Raw genomic sequence first — 16,952 nt, 5'->3', positions numbered from 1 at the left:
ATTATTTCGAAATAATACAATTTATTACTTATATAATTATCCATATAATACTAAATTGCAAATCAATAGAATGAAACATCTCCCGCTCCGCACGAGATCGGGAGACATCTTACAGGCTAGGGGAAACGAAGTGGTTTCGTTACAGAACCGCACAGGGCAAAGGCAGCAAAGCCGCCCGGCCTCTCCGGGAAAGCCATATCTGGCCGATCTGAAACAACCGGTCGTCCGGGCAGCCTATGGGCTGTTTTCGGGTAAGCCGGTCGCGAATATCGTCGTCTTCGCCAGCATGTCTTCGATCGCCTCTGCCGGCACCGGGCGGCTGAAGTAATAACCCTGACCGTAGGGGCAGCCGGCATCACGCAGAAATGTCGCCTGCTCGCCGGCTTCCACACCTTCGGCAATGACATCGATGCCCAGAGACCCGGCAAGCTGGATCATGATCGAGACGATGGCGCTGTCCTTGGTCTTTTCCGGCAGATGGGTGAGGAACGAGCGGTCTATCTTCATACAGGACAGTGGGAATGTCTTGAGCATGCCGAGGCAGGAATAACCGATACCGAAATCATCCAGCGCCAGGCTGACGCCCATCTGTTTGATGGCCCGCATGATCCGCACCGATGTTTCGACATCCTGAATGATGAGCGTCTCGGTGATTTCGATTTCCAGCAGGGATGGCGCAAGGCCGGTTTCCTTGAGCACCGACCTGATCTGCTGCACCAGCCCGCCCTGAAACTGCCGCGGCGAGATATTGACCGCCATTTTGACGGGCGACAGGCCAGCGGCGGCCCATGCCTGCGCCTGACGACAGGCCTTTTCGAGAATGCTTTCTCCGAGTTCGACGATCAGGCCGGTTTCTTCCGCAAGCCCAATGAATTCCGCAGGACCGAGCAGGCCTTCCGTGGGATGCTGCCAGCGCACCAGCGCCTCCACGCCGCTGATCCGGCCGCTGACAAGATCGACCTGCGGCTGAAAGTGCAGCACAAACTCGTCCCTCTTTACCGCCTTTCGCAATTCCTCGATGCGGGTGAACTTCTTCCTCAGATCATCCGCCATATTCGGGGTGAAGGTGGCGATGCTGTCGCGCCCGGTATGTTTGGCCTCATACATGGCGAGATCGGCCGCCGCGACGATTTCCGCCGTGGTTTCCCCATGTTCCGGGAAAAAGGCCATGCCGATGCTGCATGTGACCTTGATATCGTAATTGCCGATACGCAATGGTTGCGAGACAGCGGCGCGGATGCGCTGCAGGCGGTTTTCGACATCGTCCCTGCGCTCTTCGAGAATGATGACGAACTCGTCGCCGCCGACCCTGAGAACGAGATCGTTCTTCCGGAGGCTTTTCGCAATGCGCTCGGCGGCTTTCGACAGCAACGCGTCGCCGATACTGTGGCCGAGCGTATCGTTGATCTGCTTGAAATTATCGAGATCGAGAAAACCGATACCGACCCTTCGCTTCGCCTTTGCCGCCGCCGCCAGTATTTCCGGCAGTCTCGTATCGAGGAAACGGCGGTTCGGCAGCCGGGTCAGCATGTCGTGATCCGCCAGGAAGGCGATATGCTCCGCCGCCCTTTTTCGGTCGATCGCCAGCCCCGCCATGCGCGCCGCAGCGCCTATGAATTCCACCAGCGCCGCATCCGGCTGGCGGCCGGCCAGCATGCACCAGACGAAACCATGTGCCCTGCCTTCGCTGGCCGGAATATCGAAGCTGAAGGCCATGTGTTCTGCCGGATGGACAAGGCTCTCAGGATCGCTGACGCTGGAAAGAAGTGCGGCCAGCCCCTCCTGCTGCGCAAGTGCCGGCGAGGCGTAAACGGAAGGCTCCCCTTCCGCCGCATCGAACACCCGCACCGCGCAGGCCAGTCCGGTCGCGAGATTTTCGATGGCCTTGACGAACTCCTCGAGAAAATCCTCGATACGCGCCGCCGCGACGATCATTTCCAGAATATGCGCCTGCGCCTGAAGCAGTCTTTCCGAGGCCTTTTTCTGGGTTATATCCCGCGAGGCGCCGACCACGCCGATGATGTTGCCGGCCTTGTCCTTCAACGGCACGCGCGACATCATCAGCCAGCGGTCGATATCGCCGCGCATGGCGCGTTCCTCGTAACCGAGATCCGGTTCGCCGGTGCGCATCACCCGCGCCTCGGTATCGGGAATGCCGGCGCGCTGCGCCGCTTCACCATTGATATCGTAGTCGGTGAGCCCGATCAGTTGCTCGACCGTGTCAAAGCCGTTTTCGGTGACGATGGCGCGATTGGCGAAAAGAAAGCGCCCTTCCAGATCCTTGGCATAGATAAAATCCGGCACGTGGTCGATCATCGCTTCCAGAAGCGCGTGCCGGTCGGAAGGATTGCTGTTTTCGCTCATGTCAGGAGTGGCGGATGGCGTGACATCGCGCTTTTTTCGCGACATCCGGTTCTCTTCGGGTGTCTTCGGGCCTTTGGAACGCACCTCTCCGCCTCATCATTTTATAAGGAAGCAGAATAGTAGGATTATACGTATTATATAAATATGAACAACAGCGGGAGATTGCCGGGAAACCCGCCTTTTGCAGCAGCCTCCCTGAATCAAAACGGCGCAACAGAAGCTGCGCCGTCAAAACCACAGGCGGCAATTCGTTGACCGTCACACCACCGGCGTCGGCAGTTCTTTGCCGGCAAAATGGGCATCGAGATTGGCGAGAACGAGATCAGCCATGGCGCGGCGCGTCTGGTGCGTGCCGCTGCCGACATGCGGGGCGAGCGTGACGTTGTCGAAGGCGAAAAGCGCTTCCGGCACACGCGGCTCGTCCTCGAAGACATCCAGCGCCGCGCCACCGATCGTGCCGCTGGCAAGAGCCTCGACAAGCGCCTTCTCATCCACCAGCGAACCGCGCGCCACATTGACGAGCACACCTTGGGGCCCGAGGGCCTTCAGCACATTCGCATTGACGATATGGCGCGTTTCGGCAGTAGCGGCGGCGGCGATGATCAGCACGTCGCAATTGGCGGCAAGCGCCTCGATGCTGTCATAATAATCATACGCGACATCGCGGCGGTTTCTGGCAGTGTAGGAAATGCGCGCATCAAAACCTTCGAGCCGCTTTGCGATTGCCTGACCGATGCGGCCGAGGCCGAATATGCCGTAACGGCGGCCGGCGACGCGGGTGGAAAGCCCCATATCACCCTTCAGCCATTGGCCGGTGCGCACATGCTGGTCGGCCTGCGGCAGCTTGCGCGCCTGCGCCAGAACGAGGCCGAGCGCCAGATCGGCAACATCGGCCGTCAGCACGTCAGGCGTATTGGAGACGCGAAAACCGCACCGCTTGGCTTCGGCGAGATCGACCTTGTCGAAACCGACACCGTTGATGGCGACGATTTCAAGATTGGGGAGTGCGGCGCCGATATCCGCCGGCAGGCCGATGTGGCCGCCGGTGACGACGCCGCGGATTGAAGCACCCTTTTCAGCAAGGAACGCCGCCTTGTCAGCAGCCTCGAACAGGCGATGCACGGTGAAGCGCTGCGCGAGTTCGCCTTCCAGTGCCGGGATGAGCGGGCACAATTGCACGATTTCAGTGGTCATGAAGTTTCCTTTGCGCCGGTGAACTACTTCACATCGGCCTTGACGAATTGCCGGAGTTCCGGCGTTTGCGGGTTGGCGAAAAGTTCGGACGAACGCCCCTGCTCCCAGATCTTGCCCTTGTGCATGAAGATGGTTTCGGTCGCCACGCGGCGCGCAAAGGCCATTTCATGGGTCACGAGGATCATGGTCATGCCGTCTTTCGCGAGGTTTTCCATCACGGTCAGCACTTCCTCGGTCAATTCAGGATCGAGCGCCGAGGTCACCTCGTCGAACAGCATCACCTTCGGCCGCATGGCGAGCGAACGGGCAATCGCCACGCGCTGCTGCTGTCCGCCGGAAAGCTGATCCGGATAGGAATCGAATTTCTCCGAAAGGCCGACGAGTTGCAGAACTTCGCGGGCAATATCCTTCGTTTCCGATTTCGCCACATCCTTGACGATGCGCGGCGCGAGCATGATGTTCTCGCCGACCGTCAGATGCGGGAAGAGATTGTAGCTCTGGAACACGATGCCGACATCGGTGCGCAGCTTGCGCAGCGCCTTGGCATCTTCCCCGATGGCGTGACCGGCGATTTCGATACGGCCGGAATTGATCTTCTCCAGCCCGTTCATGCAGCGCAGCAGCGTGCTCTTGCCCGAGCCCGAGCGGCCAATGAGGGCGAAGACTTCACCGCGGCCGACCGTCAGCGACACGCCTTTGAGGACTTCCAGAGCGCCAAAGCTCTTGTGAACGTTTTCAACGATTACTTCCGGCATGAAGCCTCCTTTCCAGCCAACGCGATAGCTGGGACAACGGGTAGCAGACGATGAAATAAAGCACGGCCACGGCGACGAAGACGCGGAACGGCTGGAACGTGGCATTGTTGATGAGCTGCCCCGCTCTCGCCAGTTCGACGAAACCGATGATCGATGCGATGGACGTATTCTTGACGACCTGAACGGCGAAACCGACGGTCGGCGGTAGCGAAATGCGAATCGCCTGCGGCAGAATGACGTAGCGATATTGCTGGGCGCGGGTCAGCGCCAGCGATTCCGACGCCTCCCATTGCTGCTTCGGCACCGCCTGGATGCAGCCGCGCCAGATTTCCGCGAGGTAACCCGATGTATAGATCGTCATCGAGGCGCCGGCGGCAAAGAGCGGCGGCAGTTCCAGCCCGGCAAGGCTGAGGCCGTAATAGGACAGGAACAGGATCATCAGCACCGGAATGCCCTGGATCACCTGGATATAGGTGCCGGCGGCAATGCGCAGCGCCTTGAAATTCGAGGTGCGGGCGAGCGCCACGAAGAAGCCGACGATGCCGCCGCCGATAAGCGCAATGATCGTCAGAAGCACGGTCCATTGCAGGGCGGTCAGCAGGAAGCCAAATTCGTTCCAGCCGAAAGTTCGAAGAGTCATGACTGCACCTCCGGCATGGCGGTCATCGTCTTGCGGGCAACGCGACGGCCGAACAGCCACATGCCGACAAGGGCAAGGATGAGCCGCAGGCTGAGCGCCAGCGCAAGATAGATGAGCGTGACGACGATATAAACCTCGAAGGAGCGATAGGTCTGCGATTCCACGAAGGCTGCGGCAGCCGCAAGCTCATGGGTGGAGATGGCCGAACATATGCTCGATGCCAGCATCATCAGCACGAACTGGCTGCAAAGCGAGGGATAGACCTTGGCGATGGCCGGCACGATGATGACGTGGCGATAAATCTGGTACTTGGTGAAACCCAGCGCCTCACCCGCCTCGATCTGCGACTTGTGCACCGCCTCGATGCCGGCGCGGATGATTTCCGTCGAATAGGCGGCGAGGTTGATCGTCATGCCGATCAGCGCCGCCGTATCCGCCCCTACCCTGAAGCCGAGGCCCGGCAGGCCGAAATAGACGATGAAAAGCTGCACGAGAAACGGCGTATTGCGGATGACTTCCACATAACCGTCCACGATGATGCGGACGATGCCGCCGTTGATGGACCGCAGCGAGGCCAAAAGAATGCCGAAAGCGCAGCCGAGCACGATGGACAGGACAGACAGCTTGATCGTCAGCCATATGCCGTTCAGAATCTCGTTCTGATACTGGGCGAGCGCGCCGAATTGGAATGTATAGGACATGCGTCACTCCGTTGACATTTCCCGGGCCCGCCGGAAGTCTTCCCGGCGGGCGCGTTGAAAGGCTCAATCAGAAGCTTGGCAATTGCGGCAGCGGACGGCCGGTCCACTTGACCGAGATGCGGTCGAGATCGCCGGACATCTTCATGAGGTAGATGGAGGTGTTCAGCCACTGACGCAGCTCGAAGTCCTCAAGCTTGGTCGCCATGGAGTTGCCCTGCTGGAAGAAGGTGAAACCAACCTGCAGGCCGGCTTCCGGACGCTGCTTGATGATCGCTTCGCCAACCGTGGACGGCAGGGCCACGGCATCCACCTGACCGGCGAGCAAAGCCTGGGCGCTGGTGGAATCGTCTTCGTAAACGACGATTTCGAGACCTTCGACATTGGCCTTGCGCAGCGCGGTTTCCTGCGAGGAACCGCGATTGACCGAAACCCGTTTGCCCTTGAGGCTGTCGAGATTTTCGAACTTCTGGTCCTTGCCGGAAATGATGTCCATGTTGAAGGCGCTGTAAGGCTGCGTGAACATCACGGTCTTGGCGCGCTCGCCGGTCGGCGCAAGCGTCGCGACAAGGAAATCGACCTTGCCGGTCTGAAGTGCGGGAATACGCGCAGGCGGTGTCAGCGGCACCAGTTCCACCGGCAGCGACAGGTAAGAGCCGATGAGATTGGCGACATCGACGTCGTAACCGGAAGGATTGCCCTTCTCATCCACCATGCCCATCGGCGGCGCACCGGTCAGAACACCGATCTTGACCTTGCCGCGCGCCGTGATCTCGCTGATCGAGACGGCATGGGCAGACGTGGTGGCGGCAAGCGTTGCTGCTGCAACACCGACGGCAACGGTCATGTTCTTCAGAAATCTTGAAATGCTCATGGTTTCTCCTCCAACCTTATAGTGGCTGCCCAGAATGGAACAGCGGCCTTGCGCAAACCGAAAAATGTTCTCGATAACATTTTAACGCGATTGACTAAAAACTCCTCCCAAGAAACCGCGAAAGCACAAAACCGGATGAATTTCCCATGAAATTCAATGTTTTCGGCTGGTTATCGATTTTCCTCTGTTCGACACCGTTTCACGTTCTTGGCAGGATCAATAATGCATGTTATCGGTATCATTGCAAGTCCGATCTACAGAACTGTTTCGGTCGGCAATCATTCGGGAGGAAACATGTATACACGCTCGGCAATTTTCGAAGGCAGGATTCACGCTGGCCGGGAGGAGGAGTTTTTCCGCATCGTCGAGGAAAAATTGCTGCCGGTCTGGAAACGCATGCCGAATGCACAGGCCGTGCGGGTGATGCGCACCGAGCGCACCGATCCGGACGCCGCCTCGATCATCATGGTGCAGGAAATCGACTATCCGTCGATGGAAGCGGTGGAGGAAGCGCTGGTTTCCCCCGTCCGGCTGGAAGGCCGGGTGTTGACGGATGAGATGATGAGCATGTGCGACGGGCGTTTTTACCATCTGGTCTATAGCCGCGTCGCATAAATCCGGTGCACGCCGCATCGATCTGCAATCATACGGCGTGCTTTCCCTTGATATCTTCGTGTATGTCTTGTCCTGAACCGGTTCGAATTTAGGGAGACATGCTTTGGTGGAGCGCACGCCCTTGGCCGCAGCGTTAGTCACGTCAAAAAAAGCAACCATGAGCGATGTCTCGAAACTCGCGGGCGTCTCCAAGATGACTGTTTCGCGGGTGCTGGCCGATCCCGCGCTGGTGTCGGAAGAGACTCGCCAGAAGGTGATGAAAGCCATCGAGAAGCTGGGTTATGTGCCAGACCGGATCGCCGGCTCGCTATCCTCCCGCCGCACCAATTTCATCACCGCCATCCTGCCGACGCTCACCAACTCCAACTTCGCCGATAGCGCTCAGGGGCTCGCCAATGCGCTGCGCGCCGCCGATTACCAATTGCTGATCGGTTACACCATGTACGATCTGCAGGAGGAAGAACGCGTCATCCGCACCATGATGGAGCGCCGCCCCGATGCCATCGTCGTCGCCGGCACGGTGCATACCAAGATGGCGAGCGAAGTTTTGATGCGCGCCGGTATTCCCATCGTGGAAATCTGGGATGTTCCCGAACACCCGATCGACCATGCGGTCGGTTTTTCCAATTACGAAGTGGGAAGAACTGCCGCCAAACATCTGATATCGCTTGGCTTCAAGCGAATCGGCGCGCTCGGCTCAAGGGCCGATGGCGATGTGAAGGACTGGCGCGGCGAAAGCCGCCTGCTCGGTTTCGGCGCGGCCCTGCGGGAAGCCGGCATTGCCGATGACCTCATCATCCGAGAAGGCAGCGCCCCGGTCTCCTATGACCACGGGGCAAAGACCCTCGGCTCGCTGCTGGCCAAGGCGCCAGATGTCGAGGCCATCTTCGCCGTATCGGATATTTCCGCCGTCGGCGCGCTGATGGAATGTCATAGAAGGGGAATCAGTGTCCCTGACCGCATTTCCATCCTCGGCTTCGGCGACTTCGATATCGGCCGGCAATGTTACCCGGCGATTTCAACGATCCGCGTCGACGCCCAGATGATCGGCCGCAGGGCGGGCGAGTTGCTGCTTTCGATACTGGAGGCGGAAAAGGATGCCATTGTTCCCGAAGGCGCAAGGGTGGATGTCGGCTTCGAGCTGATCGTGCGGGAGACGACGAAGCGGCTGGGTAAGTGAAGGTCTAGCCAGGGGGGCGAGCGGCGGCCACTTGTTTCTTCTCCCCAAGGGGGAGAAGTCCGCGGCAGCGGGATGAGGGGGCAAGCTCCCCGAAATCCGGCAACGTTGCCCCCTCATCTTACCCTTCGGGCCATCTTCTCCCCGGCGGGGAGAAGAAAGACGCCGAACCGATGCGGCCCGTAACACGCCGCCGATCTGGGCTATAGACCTTTAAAGGCCCTCCCTACCGCGCACCCCACGTATCCGTCAGACGATACCCTTCCGGCCACGGATCGGACGGATCGAGCATGTGCTGGTGAATACCGGTGATCCAGCCGCGGCCGGAGATTTCCGGCAGGATGGCCGGACGATCACCGACCTTGGTTGTTCCGAGAATACGGCCGGTGAAAGTTGAGCCGATCAGCGACACCGCCGTCAGCGTTTCCCCCTCCTTCATTTCGCCGCGCGCATGCAGCACCGCCATGCGGGCTGAAAGGGCCGTGCCTGTCGGCGAACGGTCCACCTTGCCCGGCTGGATGGCGACGGCCGCCCCTGCCCGCAGGCCTTCGGCGGTGCGTTCCACCTTGCCGGCAAACAGGCAGAAGGAGAAATGCCGCCAGTCCGGGTTTTCGGGATGGTCGAAGCCCAAAGCCTTGTTGGCGGCATTGGTGATGCGCACGCCGAGGCGGGCAATCTCATGCGCCTCTTCCGGCTTCAGGCTAAAGCCCATCGCCTCGGCATCGACGATGACGAAGCTGTCGCCGCCATAGGCCGTGTCCACTTTCAGCGTACCGAGGCCTTCAACCTCTAGTTCGACATCGAGCTTTGCCGCAAAGCTCGGCAGGTTCTACACGAAAATGCGCTCGGCCTTGCCGTTGCGGCATTCGGCACGCACCTTCACCAGCCCGCCCGGCGCTTCCAGCAGCATATGCGTTTCCGGCTCCTGCATCGGCACGATACCGCCATCGAGAAGCACGGTGGAAACGCAGATGGAGTTGGAGCCGGACATGGGCGGGGTATCTTCCGGCTCCATGATGATGAAGGCTGCATCCGCATCCGGATGTTTCGGCGGCACCAGCAGGTTGACGTGACGGAACACGCCGCCGCGCGGCTCGTTGAGCACGAAATTGCGCAGCGTTTCATCGCGGGCAATGAACCGGCTCTGTTCCCAGATCGTTTCGCCCGGCGGCGGCTTAACACCGCCGACAATCACATCCCCCACTTCGCCTTCCGCATGGGCGGAAATGACATGAACGGTCTTGATACTGCGCATTCAAAACTCCTTAGGAAAGCCATGAAGGAAGAAGGGATGGGGCACGGCCGGTCAGCGCGCTTTCAACGCAATCGGCAAGGCTGCCGAAGCGCACTGCGCGGCCGCTGAGGCCGGGTCCGTAATGGGCGTATTTGCCGGAATTGGTCATCAGGGCACGGGTCTTCGTCGGGAAAACCGGCTCGGAAATAGAGCACCAGCAAAGATCAGGCAGCACCTGCACGCCACTGTCGTGCAGGCTTTGCAAAGTGCCGTCCAGCCCGGCCGCATCGATGACCTGCTGGCCGGCTGTGACGATGACGGCGACATCCGCGTGACGCCGGCGGCCAGCAAATTCAGCCGCAAGCGCGTGGCACTCCTCCAGCGAGGCATGCGGGCTGCCGATGGCGACAAGTTGCACCTCTTCCGGTCCCTCATTGAGAAGCGACCAGCCGGCGGCCATATCGGAAGGTGAAACAATAACGATATCGGCCGTTTCAAGAGGCGGAAGACCGGCTTCCGGCGTTACGCCCTCTATATGAAGCATGGGCGCAGCGGAGGTGGTGCCGAAAGCGGCGCAAAGCGCCTTTAGATCATCCCGTGACGGCTTTGCAGGTCCAAGGCCACGCAGCAGCGGAATGCAATCCGGTGCGGCCTTGCCGGCAAGATAACCGATGAGCGGCCAGAAAGCGTCGTCCACGCCCTGCGGCAACGCCACATCGACAATGCGCTGCGGCCGGCGGTTTTCCTTCAGATAAACGCCGGAAAGCGGCGTCCTGCCCGTCATCGCGATGCAGAGATCGAGAAAGTCCGGGTGCTTGGCCGTGCGCGCGCCAAGAACCGTATTGGCGAAGATCACGGCATTCGATTCGGCCCAGGCGATGGATTCACCGGCATTCGGAGCGCTGTCGAGCAGGTAAGGCGAACAGGTGAAGGTGGGGCGACAGCCCATGCGCACATAGGCATCCGCCAGCCTTGCGGCCGGGTCGCCGAAATCCTCCGGCATGCCCTGCGCGCGCCAATGCGCCTTGTCCACCGAAATGGCGTTCATGGTCGTCGGCACCCGTACCTTCGCCCCCATCTCCGCCATTTTTTCCGCGAAGGTGAGATTGGCGGGGCTGGCATAGATGCAACCGTCAATATGGCCCTGCGTGACATCGACAAGCGCCGACGCCCCCTGCTGGGCGGCCATGGCGACGGTGATGCGCATGGCCTGCTGCACGGCGATGCCATCGCGTCCTTCGAGCATGGCCCGGTCGTCATCCCTGAGATCGAGATGCGCCGTCGCCGGCGGCGTGATGGCAAGGGAAACGCCATCGGCTTCAATGGCCGTCTCATCGATACGGACATCAACGGCTTTGGAGAACCGGGCGAAATTTTCCGCGTCGAGGCGCAGCACCGGCAAAGGCTTGCCGAACATTTCGGCGGCGATCAGCGCGCCCAGCGTCAGCACGTCCTCGGCCTCGCAGAAGACCAGCGCCGAGGGCGCACGGCCCGTCAGGATAAGATCGAGCAGCACGCCCGAACCGGTGCACGAACCGCGGCTGGTGGGCATGAACAACACGCCGCCGGTGAGACAGGTGCCATGCAGCGGGTGGTGCACGTCGATCACACTGCCGGTGGCAGGATCGACGCCGCCCCAGAAACTCAGCGCTTCGGTCGTCGCAATCACGGGACCTTCGGCCGAACCCGGCAAAATGCTGCGGGCTTCAGGAACGGCTGTTGTCGAGAGGGAAGAAGACATCGGAAATCCCCGTCAGAAACGTTGCGGCGAAAATGCCCTTGTATCGATGGCGGGTTTTTGCCCCGTCAGAAGATCGGCGACGATGCGGGCCGTGCCCGCCGATTGCGTCAACCCCAGATGCCCGTGGCCGAAAGCATAGACCACCCGCGCCGTGTGCCGTGCTTGCCCGATGGCCGGCAGGCTGTCCGGCAGCGACGGACGAAAGCCCATCCACTGCTTGCCGCCTTCGGTTTTCAGGCCCGGCAGGAAGGCTTTCGCCTTGGTCAGCAGCGCTTCGGAACGGGCGAAATTGGCCGGAAGCTCCAGCCCGCCCAGTTCCACCGCGCCACCGACGCGGATGCCCGAGGAAAGCCGCGTGACGACGAAACCATGGCCGCCGAAAGTCACCTGCGTGCGCAGATCGAAGGCGCCAGACGGCAGGGTTGTATTATACCCCCGTTCGGTTTCCAGCGGAATTTTTTCCCCGAGCGAACGGGCGATACGATGCGAAAAGGCGCCGGCCGCCAGCACCACCCTGGCGGCCTTGCGGGTGCGTCCGTCATGGCTCACCACCTCGACGCCGTCTTCCAGCGGCCTGAGCGAAGCGATATCGAGGCATTCGATACGGCCGCCAATGGTGCGGAAATGCTCGGCCAGCGCCAGCGTATAAAGCTTGGGATCGGCGATGGAATACCAGCCGGGCGTGAACGTGCCGCAGGTGAAACGCGGCGCGATGCCGGGCTGTATCTCGGCCATTTGCTCGGCGTTGAGATGCCGGAACTCGATGCCGTGCCGCTCGCGGGCCTTCCAGCCAGGAAGCGAGGCTTCGAATTCCGCCTCGCTTTCATAGACCTGGAGGTTGCCCTCCTTGCGCAGCATGGCGATGGTATCGGTCTTTTTCAGGAACGGCTCCAACTCGGCCTTGGCGAGATCCATCAGCGCGGTCTGGGCGGCGGTGGAATGTTCCACCTTCGAAGCGGCGCAGGCCCGCCAAAAGCGGAACATCCACGGCGCAATTTTCAACGCATAGGCCGGCGGCACGCTGAGCGGACCGAGCGGATCGAGAAGCCACTTCGGCGCCTTCCACAGAATGCCGGGCGATGCCAGCGGCAGGATGTCGGTGAAGGCGAAGGCGCCGGCATTGCCGGCGGACGCGCCCGCCGCCGGTCCCTCGCGGTCGATGACCGTGACCGAGAGGCCACGGCCCTGCGCCGCGATTGCCGCCGAGAGGCCGACGACGCCGGCCCCGATGACGATGACATCATTGGCTGGCATTACCGCACGCTCGCCAGGAACTTCTGGGTTTCAGCGTGCTGCGGCGCGCCGAACAGCTGGTCCGGCGTACCGATTTCCGCCATCACACCCTGATGGAAGAAGGCGACGCGGTTCGAGACATCACGCGCGAAAGCCATTTCATGGGTGACGCAGATCATCGTCATGCCCTCATCCGCCAGCATCTTCAGCGTATCGAGCACTTCGCCCACCAGCATCGGGTCGAGCGCCGAGGTGACTTCGTCGAACAGCATATATTCCGGCGACATGGCAAGCGCACGGGCAATCGCCATACGCTGCTGCTGGCCGCCAGACATGCGGTTCGGATAGACCTTCAGCTTTTCGGCAAGACCCACATGGGTCAGTTGCTTCACCGCGATTTCCTCGGCCTGCTCCTTCGAGATACCGAGCACCTTGCGCGGCGCGAGCATGACGTTTTCGAGCACCGTCAGATGCGGAAAGGCGTTCCATTGCTGGAAGACGATGCCGACCTTGCGGCGCAGCTTGTTGAGGTCGGTGGACTTCGCATGCACTTCCGTGCCGTCGATAACGATCTTGCCGCTATCGATCGGCTCGAGGCCGTTGATGCAGGTGAGCAGCGTCGACTTGCCGGAACCGGAGCCGCCGATGATGGTGACCACCTCGCCCTTGTTGACGGTGAGGTTGATCCCTTTCAGAACCTCCAGCGGGCCGAAGGATTTGCGGACGTTTTCGATCTCAATCATTGGGGGACCACCGTCTTTCGAGATACCCGCCGAAACGGGCGATGGGGAAGCTGATAAGGAAATAGATGGCGCCGCAGATCATCAGGATGGTCAGCGGTTCCTGCAGGCGGGTGACAAGGATCTGCGAGGCGCGCAGAAGCTCGATAAGGCCGAGCCACAGCACCAGCGCCGAATCCTTCATGACGCCGAGCGTGAGCCCGATCCATGAGGGCAGCGACACGCGGGTGGCGAGCGGCAGCACGATGTAGCGCATGTCCTGCGACCAGGTCATGCCCAGCGAACGGCAGGCGCGCCGCGTATTCGACGGCACCGCATCAATGCCGCCGCGCACGATCTCGGTGCAATAGGCCGCCGTATAAAGCGACAGCACCACGCAGGAGGTGGTGAAAGGCGGCCAGCCAAGCTTGGCTATCGACTGGAAGGCGTTGCCGAGCACGAGCTGGATGAGCAGCGGCACGGAACGGAAAATATCCAGAACGAAGGTCAGCGGCAGCGACCAATAGGGGCCGAACTGGAAACGGATGATACCGAAGACGATCCCCATGATGGTGCCCGCCGTGACGGCGACGGCGGTGACGGCAAGCGTCATGCCGGCACCCTTGGCCAGGAAGGCGAGATCACTCCAGGTGAGAGCGGTTTCAAACATGGCTCACCTCTCTCAATAACGGAACAGACGCGCGGCCAACAAACGGGCGGCGAGCGTGACGATCTTGGCGATCACGTAATAGATGACCGCGGCGAGCGCGAAGAATTCGAAGGTGCGGAACGAGCGCGCATTGAGCGCCTGCGTCACACCAGCGAGATCCGTATTCATGCCGACCGTGACACCGAGCGAGGTCATGAGGATTGCCCAGACCATCTGGTTGGTGGCCGGCAGGAACGCAACACGCAGCATCTGCGGCAGGATGATGAGCCGGAAGGTCTGCATCGAGGTCATGCCGAGCGAACGGCCGGAGCGCGTCTGCGTATCGGGAATGGCCTTTAGCGCGCCACGGAAATTCTCCGCGAGATAACCGGCATTGTTGAAGGCGATACCGACCAGAAGCGCGGTATAGGGGCTGAGATGAATGCCGAAATTGCCAAGGCCGAAATGGGCCATGTAAATCTGGAACAGCGCCGGCGTGTTGCGGGCGATTTCCACCCACACGGCGGCGAAAGCGCCGAGAATGCGGTTGCCGGAGAGCCGGAACAGCGTCAGCACGATGGCGCAGGAAAGACCGATCACCATCGACAGAATGGCGATCTGCAGCGTTACCACCGCACCGTCCAGAAGCTGCGGCAGAGCCTTCAGCGCCTGATTCCAGTGGAATGTATAGTTGAACATTAAGCGTCCCGCCTTTTCAGAAACGATCAACGGCGCGATCATCTTGACCGCGCCGTTTACGAAAAGTCCTGATCAGCGATAAACGCCGTTGACGGTGAGCGAGGGAACTTCGCCGCCAACCCATTTTTCATAGAGTTCGGCGTAACGGCCGGTGCGAACCTGCTGGTTGATGAAGAGGTTCAGGTAGTTGATGAAGCCGTATTCGTCACGGTTGGTGAAGAGCGCGACATAATCGATGTCATAGGGCGCCTTGCCGACCACGGAGATGCCGGCGAACTTGCCGCCCTTGACGTTGGACTGCGCAACCGTCGAGGTGGAAACGGTGGCGTCGATCTGGCCCTGGCTGAGCGCGAGGAACACATCGGCCTGTGTCTGGTACGGACGGAATTCGCCGACGCCCCATTCCTTGACCGTCTTTTCGAGCGCGATGGCTTCGAAAGTACCGGCCGTTGCGCCGACAGTCTTGCCCTTCATGTCTTCGAAGGACTTGATGCCGGACTTGTCGTTGGCGGTAACGGCCATTTCGAAGGCGAAGTAAGGCACGGTCATGCCGACCGTCTTGGCGCGTTCCAGCGTATCGGAGGTGGAAGCAACACCGACATCGACGCGGCCGGACATCAGCGCGGGAATGCGCTCAGGGAAAGGCGTTTCGACGATTTCAGCGGTAACGCCGAGCGCCTTGGCAAGATCGTTGCAATAATCGACATCGAAGCCGATCGGATTGTTGGCGTCATCACGCGCGCCCATGGGCGGGAAATCGAGCACGACGGCGCAACGCAGCGTGCCGGACGAAATGATGTCGTCAAGTTTGTCGGCCTTGGCCGGAGTAATAGCGAAAGTGGCGGCCAAGAGGCCGGCGACGATGACCGATTTTTTCATTCTTTATTTGCTCCCACAATTGGTCTGCCCTTGAAGGCGCGGTCACTATTTCCCTATGGCGGCGATAAATCAACATAAAAATACAACGAGTATACAAAAAGAATTTTTGCATGTGCGAACTGATGAGGTGTCGCGGATCATTACGCAAGCCGGCGCGGGGGGAGCGGACAAGGTGGGCGAAACATCCAGCATCCCTCATTCCTGTGCTTGTCACAGGAATCTAGCCAGCCCAAGTCTTTGGGCTGAAAGAGGCTTTCCGAGGCGCAGACGCGCGCCGACTGGATTCCTGTGACAAGCACAGGAATGAGGGCTTAAGGTATCTTCGTGTTTGATAGGGTGGCCTTCTGCTCTGACTGGGCTTCATCGAAAAGACACGTTGCAATACTCACGCCTTTGTATACTTTATGTATTCAAAATGTGCGAGCCCTATCGGAGGACTATGATGAGCGACACGACCACCTTGACCATTGAGGCACTTTTCCAGCGGGTCGAGTCGATTTTTTTGAGGGCCGGGCTGAATGATGTACAGTCGGGCGCATTGGCGCGCGTCATTACTGCCGGTGAGCGGGACGCCTGCAAGTCCCACGGCATCTACCGTATCGAAGGCGCGCTCCGCACCGTCAAGGCCGGCAAGGTGAAGCCCGATGCGATACCTGAAGTGGCTGAAGACGACGGCACGGCCATCGTGAAGGTCAATGCCCATGGCGGCTTCGCCAACCCCGCCTTCGAACTTGGTCTGCCGGTTCTGGTGGAGCGGGCGAAACGCGCGGGCATAGCAGCACTCGTCATCAATGACTGCACGCATTTCTCGGCGCTCTGGCCGGAAGTCGAAGGGCTGACCGAAAACGGTCTCGCCGGGCTGGTCATGTGCCCGAGCTATTCCACCGTCGCGCCCACCGGCGGAACCAAGCCTCTGCTTGGCACCAACCCCTTCGCCTTCGGCTGGCCGCGCAAGGACACCTCCCCTTATGTCTTCGATTTCGCCACATCGGTTGCGGCCCGCGGTGAAATCGAACTTCACCGGCGGGCCGGAAAGCCCCTGCCGGAAGGCTGGGCTCTGGATGCCGACGGCAAGCCGACGACTGACCCGGAAGCGGCCCTTGCCGGCTCCATGCTGCCCTTTGGCGGCCACAAGGGATCGGCCATCGGCACGATGATCGAGCTTCTCGCCGGCATCATGATCGGCGATCTCACCAGCCCCGAAGCGCTCGAATTTCTCGGCACCACCACGCTTGCACCCACCCATGGCGAGTTGATCGTCGCCTTTTCTCCGGAAGCCTTTGCCAAGGGCCGCCCCGGCGATCCCTTCCAGCGCGCGGAAGTGCTGTTCGACGCCATCATCGGCCAGGGCGCCCGCCTGCCCTCGGGCCGCCGCTTCACTGCCCGCGCCAAATCCGAAAGCGAAGGCATCACGCTTACCGCCGCCGAAATGGCCGGGCTCGACCGGCTGCTGGAAAAGGGGCTGGATGCGGTTTCCTGAC

General features: G+C 60.5%; 15 protein-coding genes and 1 pseudogene. 3 read left to right on the top strand and 13 right to left on the bottom strand.

Annotation, left to right across the window (positions count from 1 at the left end; all coding sequences use genetic code 11):
* Nucleotides 1–234: 234 nt before the first annotated feature.
* The 6 genes from I3J13_RS15330 to I3J13_RS15305 all read right to left on the bottom strand — a co-directional run bounded on the left by I3J13_RS15330 (nt 235) and on the right by I3J13_RS15305 (nt 6,525).
* Nucleotides 235–2,409, bottom strand: coding sequence for a putative bifunctional diguanylate cyclase/phosphodiesterase (locus I3J13_RS15330; protein WP_196379344.1), 2,175 nt, complete (start codon nt 2,407–2,409; stop codon nt 235–237).
* A gap of 213 nt (nt 2,410–2,622) precedes the next feature.
* The gene (locus I3J13_RS15325) at nt 2,623–3,558 is read right to left on the bottom strand and encodes a 2-hydroxyacid dehydrogenase (protein WP_196379343.1); all 936 of its coding nucleotides are present in this window, start codon (nt 3,556–3,558) and stop codon (nt 2,623–2,625) included.
* A 23-nt stretch (nt 3,559–3,581) separates the two neighbouring features.
* Nucleotides 3,582–4,313: an amino acid ABC transporter ATP-binding protein gene (locus I3J13_RS15320; protein WP_003521699.1), complete on the bottom strand. Its 732-nt coding sequence runs from the start codon at nt 4,311–4,313 to the stop codon at nt 3,582–3,584.
* On the bottom strand, nt 4,294–4,953 hold the full coding sequence (locus I3J13_RS15315) for an amino acid ABC transporter permease (RefSeq protein WP_003521700.1): 660 nt from the start codon (nt 4,951–4,953) through the stop codon (nt 4,294–4,296). The genes I3J13_RS15320 and I3J13_RS15315 overlap by 20 nt, the downstream gene beginning before the upstream one ends.
* The gene (locus I3J13_RS15310) at nt 4,950–5,654 is read right to left on the bottom strand and encodes an amino acid ABC transporter permease (RefSeq protein ID WP_003505665.1); all 705 of its coding nucleotides are present in this window, start codon (nt 5,652–5,654) and stop codon (nt 4,950–4,952) included. Before I3J13_RS15310 ends, I3J13_RS15315 begins: the two co-directional genes overlap by 4 nt.
* Nucleotides 5,655–5,721: 67 nt before the next feature.
* Nucleotides 5,722–6,525: a transporter substrate-binding domain-containing protein gene (locus tag I3J13_RS15305; RefSeq protein ID WP_020811663.1), complete on the bottom strand. Its 804-nt coding sequence runs from the start codon at nt 6,523–6,525 to the stop codon at nt 5,722–5,724.
* A gap of 294 nt (nt 6,526–6,819) precedes the next feature.
* Here I3J13_RS15305 and I3J13_RS15300 point away from each other — a divergent pair, with 294 nt between their 5' ends.
* Nucleotides 6,820–7,140, top strand: a complete 321-nt coding sequence (locus I3J13_RS15300; RefSeq protein ID WP_142841961.1) for a hypothetical protein — start codon at nt 6,820–6,822, stop codon at nt 7,138–7,140.
* Nucleotides 7,141–7,297: 157 nt separating this feature from the next.
* Nucleotides 7,298–8,320, top strand: coding sequence for a LacI family DNA-binding transcriptional regulator (locus tag I3J13_RS15295; RefSeq protein WP_196379342.1), 1,023 nt, complete (start codon nt 7,298–7,300; stop codon nt 8,318–8,320).
* Nucleotides 8,321–8,543: 223 nt separating this feature from the next.
* Here I3J13_RS15295 and I3J13_RS15290 read toward each other — a convergent pair.
* The 7 genes and pseudogenes from I3J13_RS15290 to I3J13_RS15260 form a co-directional block, all read right to left on the bottom strand.
* Nucleotides 8,544–9,572, bottom strand: a pseudogene (locus I3J13_RS15290) (trans-3-hydroxy-L-proline dehydratase).
* A 10-nt stretch (nt 9,573–9,582) separates the two neighbouring features.
* A complete protein-coding gene (lhpI, locus tag I3J13_RS15285; protein WP_196379341.1) occupies nt 9,583–11,292 on the bottom strand; it encodes a cis-3-hydroxy-L-proline dehydratase in 1,710 nt (569 codons plus the stop codon).
* Nucleotides 11,293–11,304: 12 nt separating this feature from the next.
* Nucleotides 11,305–12,546: an NAD(P)/FAD-dependent oxidoreductase gene (locus tag I3J13_RS15280; RefSeq protein WP_142781476.1), complete on the bottom strand. Its 1,242-nt coding sequence runs from the start codon at nt 12,544–12,546 to the stop codon at nt 11,305–11,307.
* Entirely contained in the window at nt 12,546–13,268 is a 723-nt protein-coding gene (locus I3J13_RS15275; RefSeq protein WP_020811659.1) for an amino acid ABC transporter ATP-binding protein, read from the bottom strand. Before I3J13_RS15275 ends, I3J13_RS15280 begins: the two co-directional genes overlap by 1 nt.
* Nucleotides 13,261–13,914, bottom strand: a complete 654-nt coding sequence (locus tag I3J13_RS15270; protein ID WP_196379340.1) for an amino acid ABC transporter permease — start codon at nt 13,912–13,914, stop codon at nt 13,261–13,263. The genes I3J13_RS15275 and I3J13_RS15270 overlap by 8 nt, the downstream gene beginning before the upstream one ends.
* A 12-nt stretch (nt 13,915–13,926) precedes the next feature.
* Nucleotides 13,927–14,592 carry an amino acid ABC transporter permease gene (locus tag I3J13_RS15265; RefSeq protein WP_003521708.1) on the bottom strand — a complete coding sequence of 222 codons (666 nt, stop codon included), beginning with the start codon at nt 14,590–14,592 and terminating at the stop codon, nt 13,927–13,929.
* A 72-nt stretch (nt 14,593–14,664) separates the two neighbouring features.
* Nucleotides 14,665–15,471 (bottom strand): ABC transporter substrate-binding protein, encoded by an 807-nt coding sequence (locus tag I3J13_RS15260; RefSeq protein WP_080840107.1) that lies wholly within the window; start codon nt 15,469–15,471, stop codon nt 14,665–14,667.
* A gap of 442 nt (nt 15,472–15,913) precedes the next feature.
* Here I3J13_RS15260 and I3J13_RS15255 point away from each other — a divergent pair, with 442 nt between their 5' ends.
* Complete coding sequence (locus I3J13_RS15255) at nt 15,914–16,951, top strand: Ldh family oxidoreductase (protein WP_196379339.1); 1,038 nt, start codon at nt 15,914–15,916, stop codon at nt 16,949–16,951.
* Nucleotide 16,952: the final 1 nt, after the last annotated feature.

It is taken from the genome of Agrobacterium leguminum (assembly GCF_015704895.1).
Classification (GTDB): Bacteria; Pseudomonadota; Alphaproteobacteria; order Rhizobiales; family Rhizobiaceae; genus Agrobacterium; species Agrobacterium leguminum.
Note: the sequence above shows the minus strand (reverse complement) of the source record. Positions and strands in the feature narration are given on the sequence as shown.

Coding starts and splice junctions, on each gene's coding strand:
- I3J13_RS15275 (WP_020811659.1), bottom strand. CDS start 13,268: ATGATTGAGATCGAAAACGTCCGCAAATCCTTCGGCCCGCTGGAGGTT.
- I3J13_RS15325 (WP_196379343.1), bottom strand. CDS start 3,558: ATGACCACTGAAATCGTGCAATTGTGCCCGCTCATCCCGGCACTGGAA.
- I3J13_RS15310 (WP_003505665.1), bottom strand. CDS start 5,654: ATGTCCTATACATTCCAATTCGGCGCGCTCGCCCAGTATCAGAACGAG.
- I3J13_RS15260 (WP_080840107.1), bottom strand. CDS start 15,471: ATGAAAAAATCGGTCATCGTCGCCGGCCTCTTGGCCGCCACTTTCGCT.
- I3J13_RS15295 (WP_196379342.1), top strand. CDS start 7,298: ATGAGCGATGTCTCGAAACTCGCGGGCGTCTCCAAGATGACTGTTTCG.
- I3J13_RS15280 (WP_142781476.1), bottom strand. CDS start 12,546: ATGCCAGCCAATGATGTCATCGTCATCGGGGCCGGCGTCGTCGGCCTC.
- I3J13_RS15300 (WP_142841961.1), top strand. CDS start 6,820: ATGTATACACGCTCGGCAATTTTCGAAGGCAGGATTCACGCTGGCCGG.
- I3J13_RS15305 (WP_020811663.1), bottom strand. CDS start 6,525: ATGAGCATTTCAAGATTTCTGAAGAACATGACCGTTGCCGTCGGTGTT.
- I3J13_RS15265 (WP_003521708.1), bottom strand. CDS start 14,592: ATGTTCAACTATACATTCCACTGGAATCAGGCGCTGAAGGCTCTGCCG.
- I3J13_RS15255 (WP_196379339.1), top strand. CDS start 15,914: ATGAGCGACACGACCACCTTGACCATTGAGGCACTTTTCCAGCGGGTC.
- I3J13_RS15270 (WP_196379340.1), bottom strand. CDS start 13,914: ATGTTTGAAACCGCTCTCACCTGGAGTGATCTCGCCTTCCTGGCCAAG.
- I3J13_RS15315 (WP_003521700.1), bottom strand. CDS start 4,953: ATGACTCTTCGAACTTTCGGCTGGAACGAATTTGGCTTCCTGCTGACC.
- I3J13_RS15320 (WP_003521699.1), bottom strand. CDS start 4,313: ATGCCGGAAGTAATCGTTGAAAACGTTCACAAGAGCTTTGGCGCTCTG.
- lhpI (WP_196379341.1), bottom strand. CDS start 11,292: ATGTCTTCTTCCCTCTCGACAACAGCCGTTCCTGAAGCCCGCAGCATT.
- I3J13_RS15330 (WP_196379344.1), bottom strand. CDS start 2,409: ATGTCGCGAAAAAAGCGCGATGTCACGCCATCCGCCACTCCTGACATG.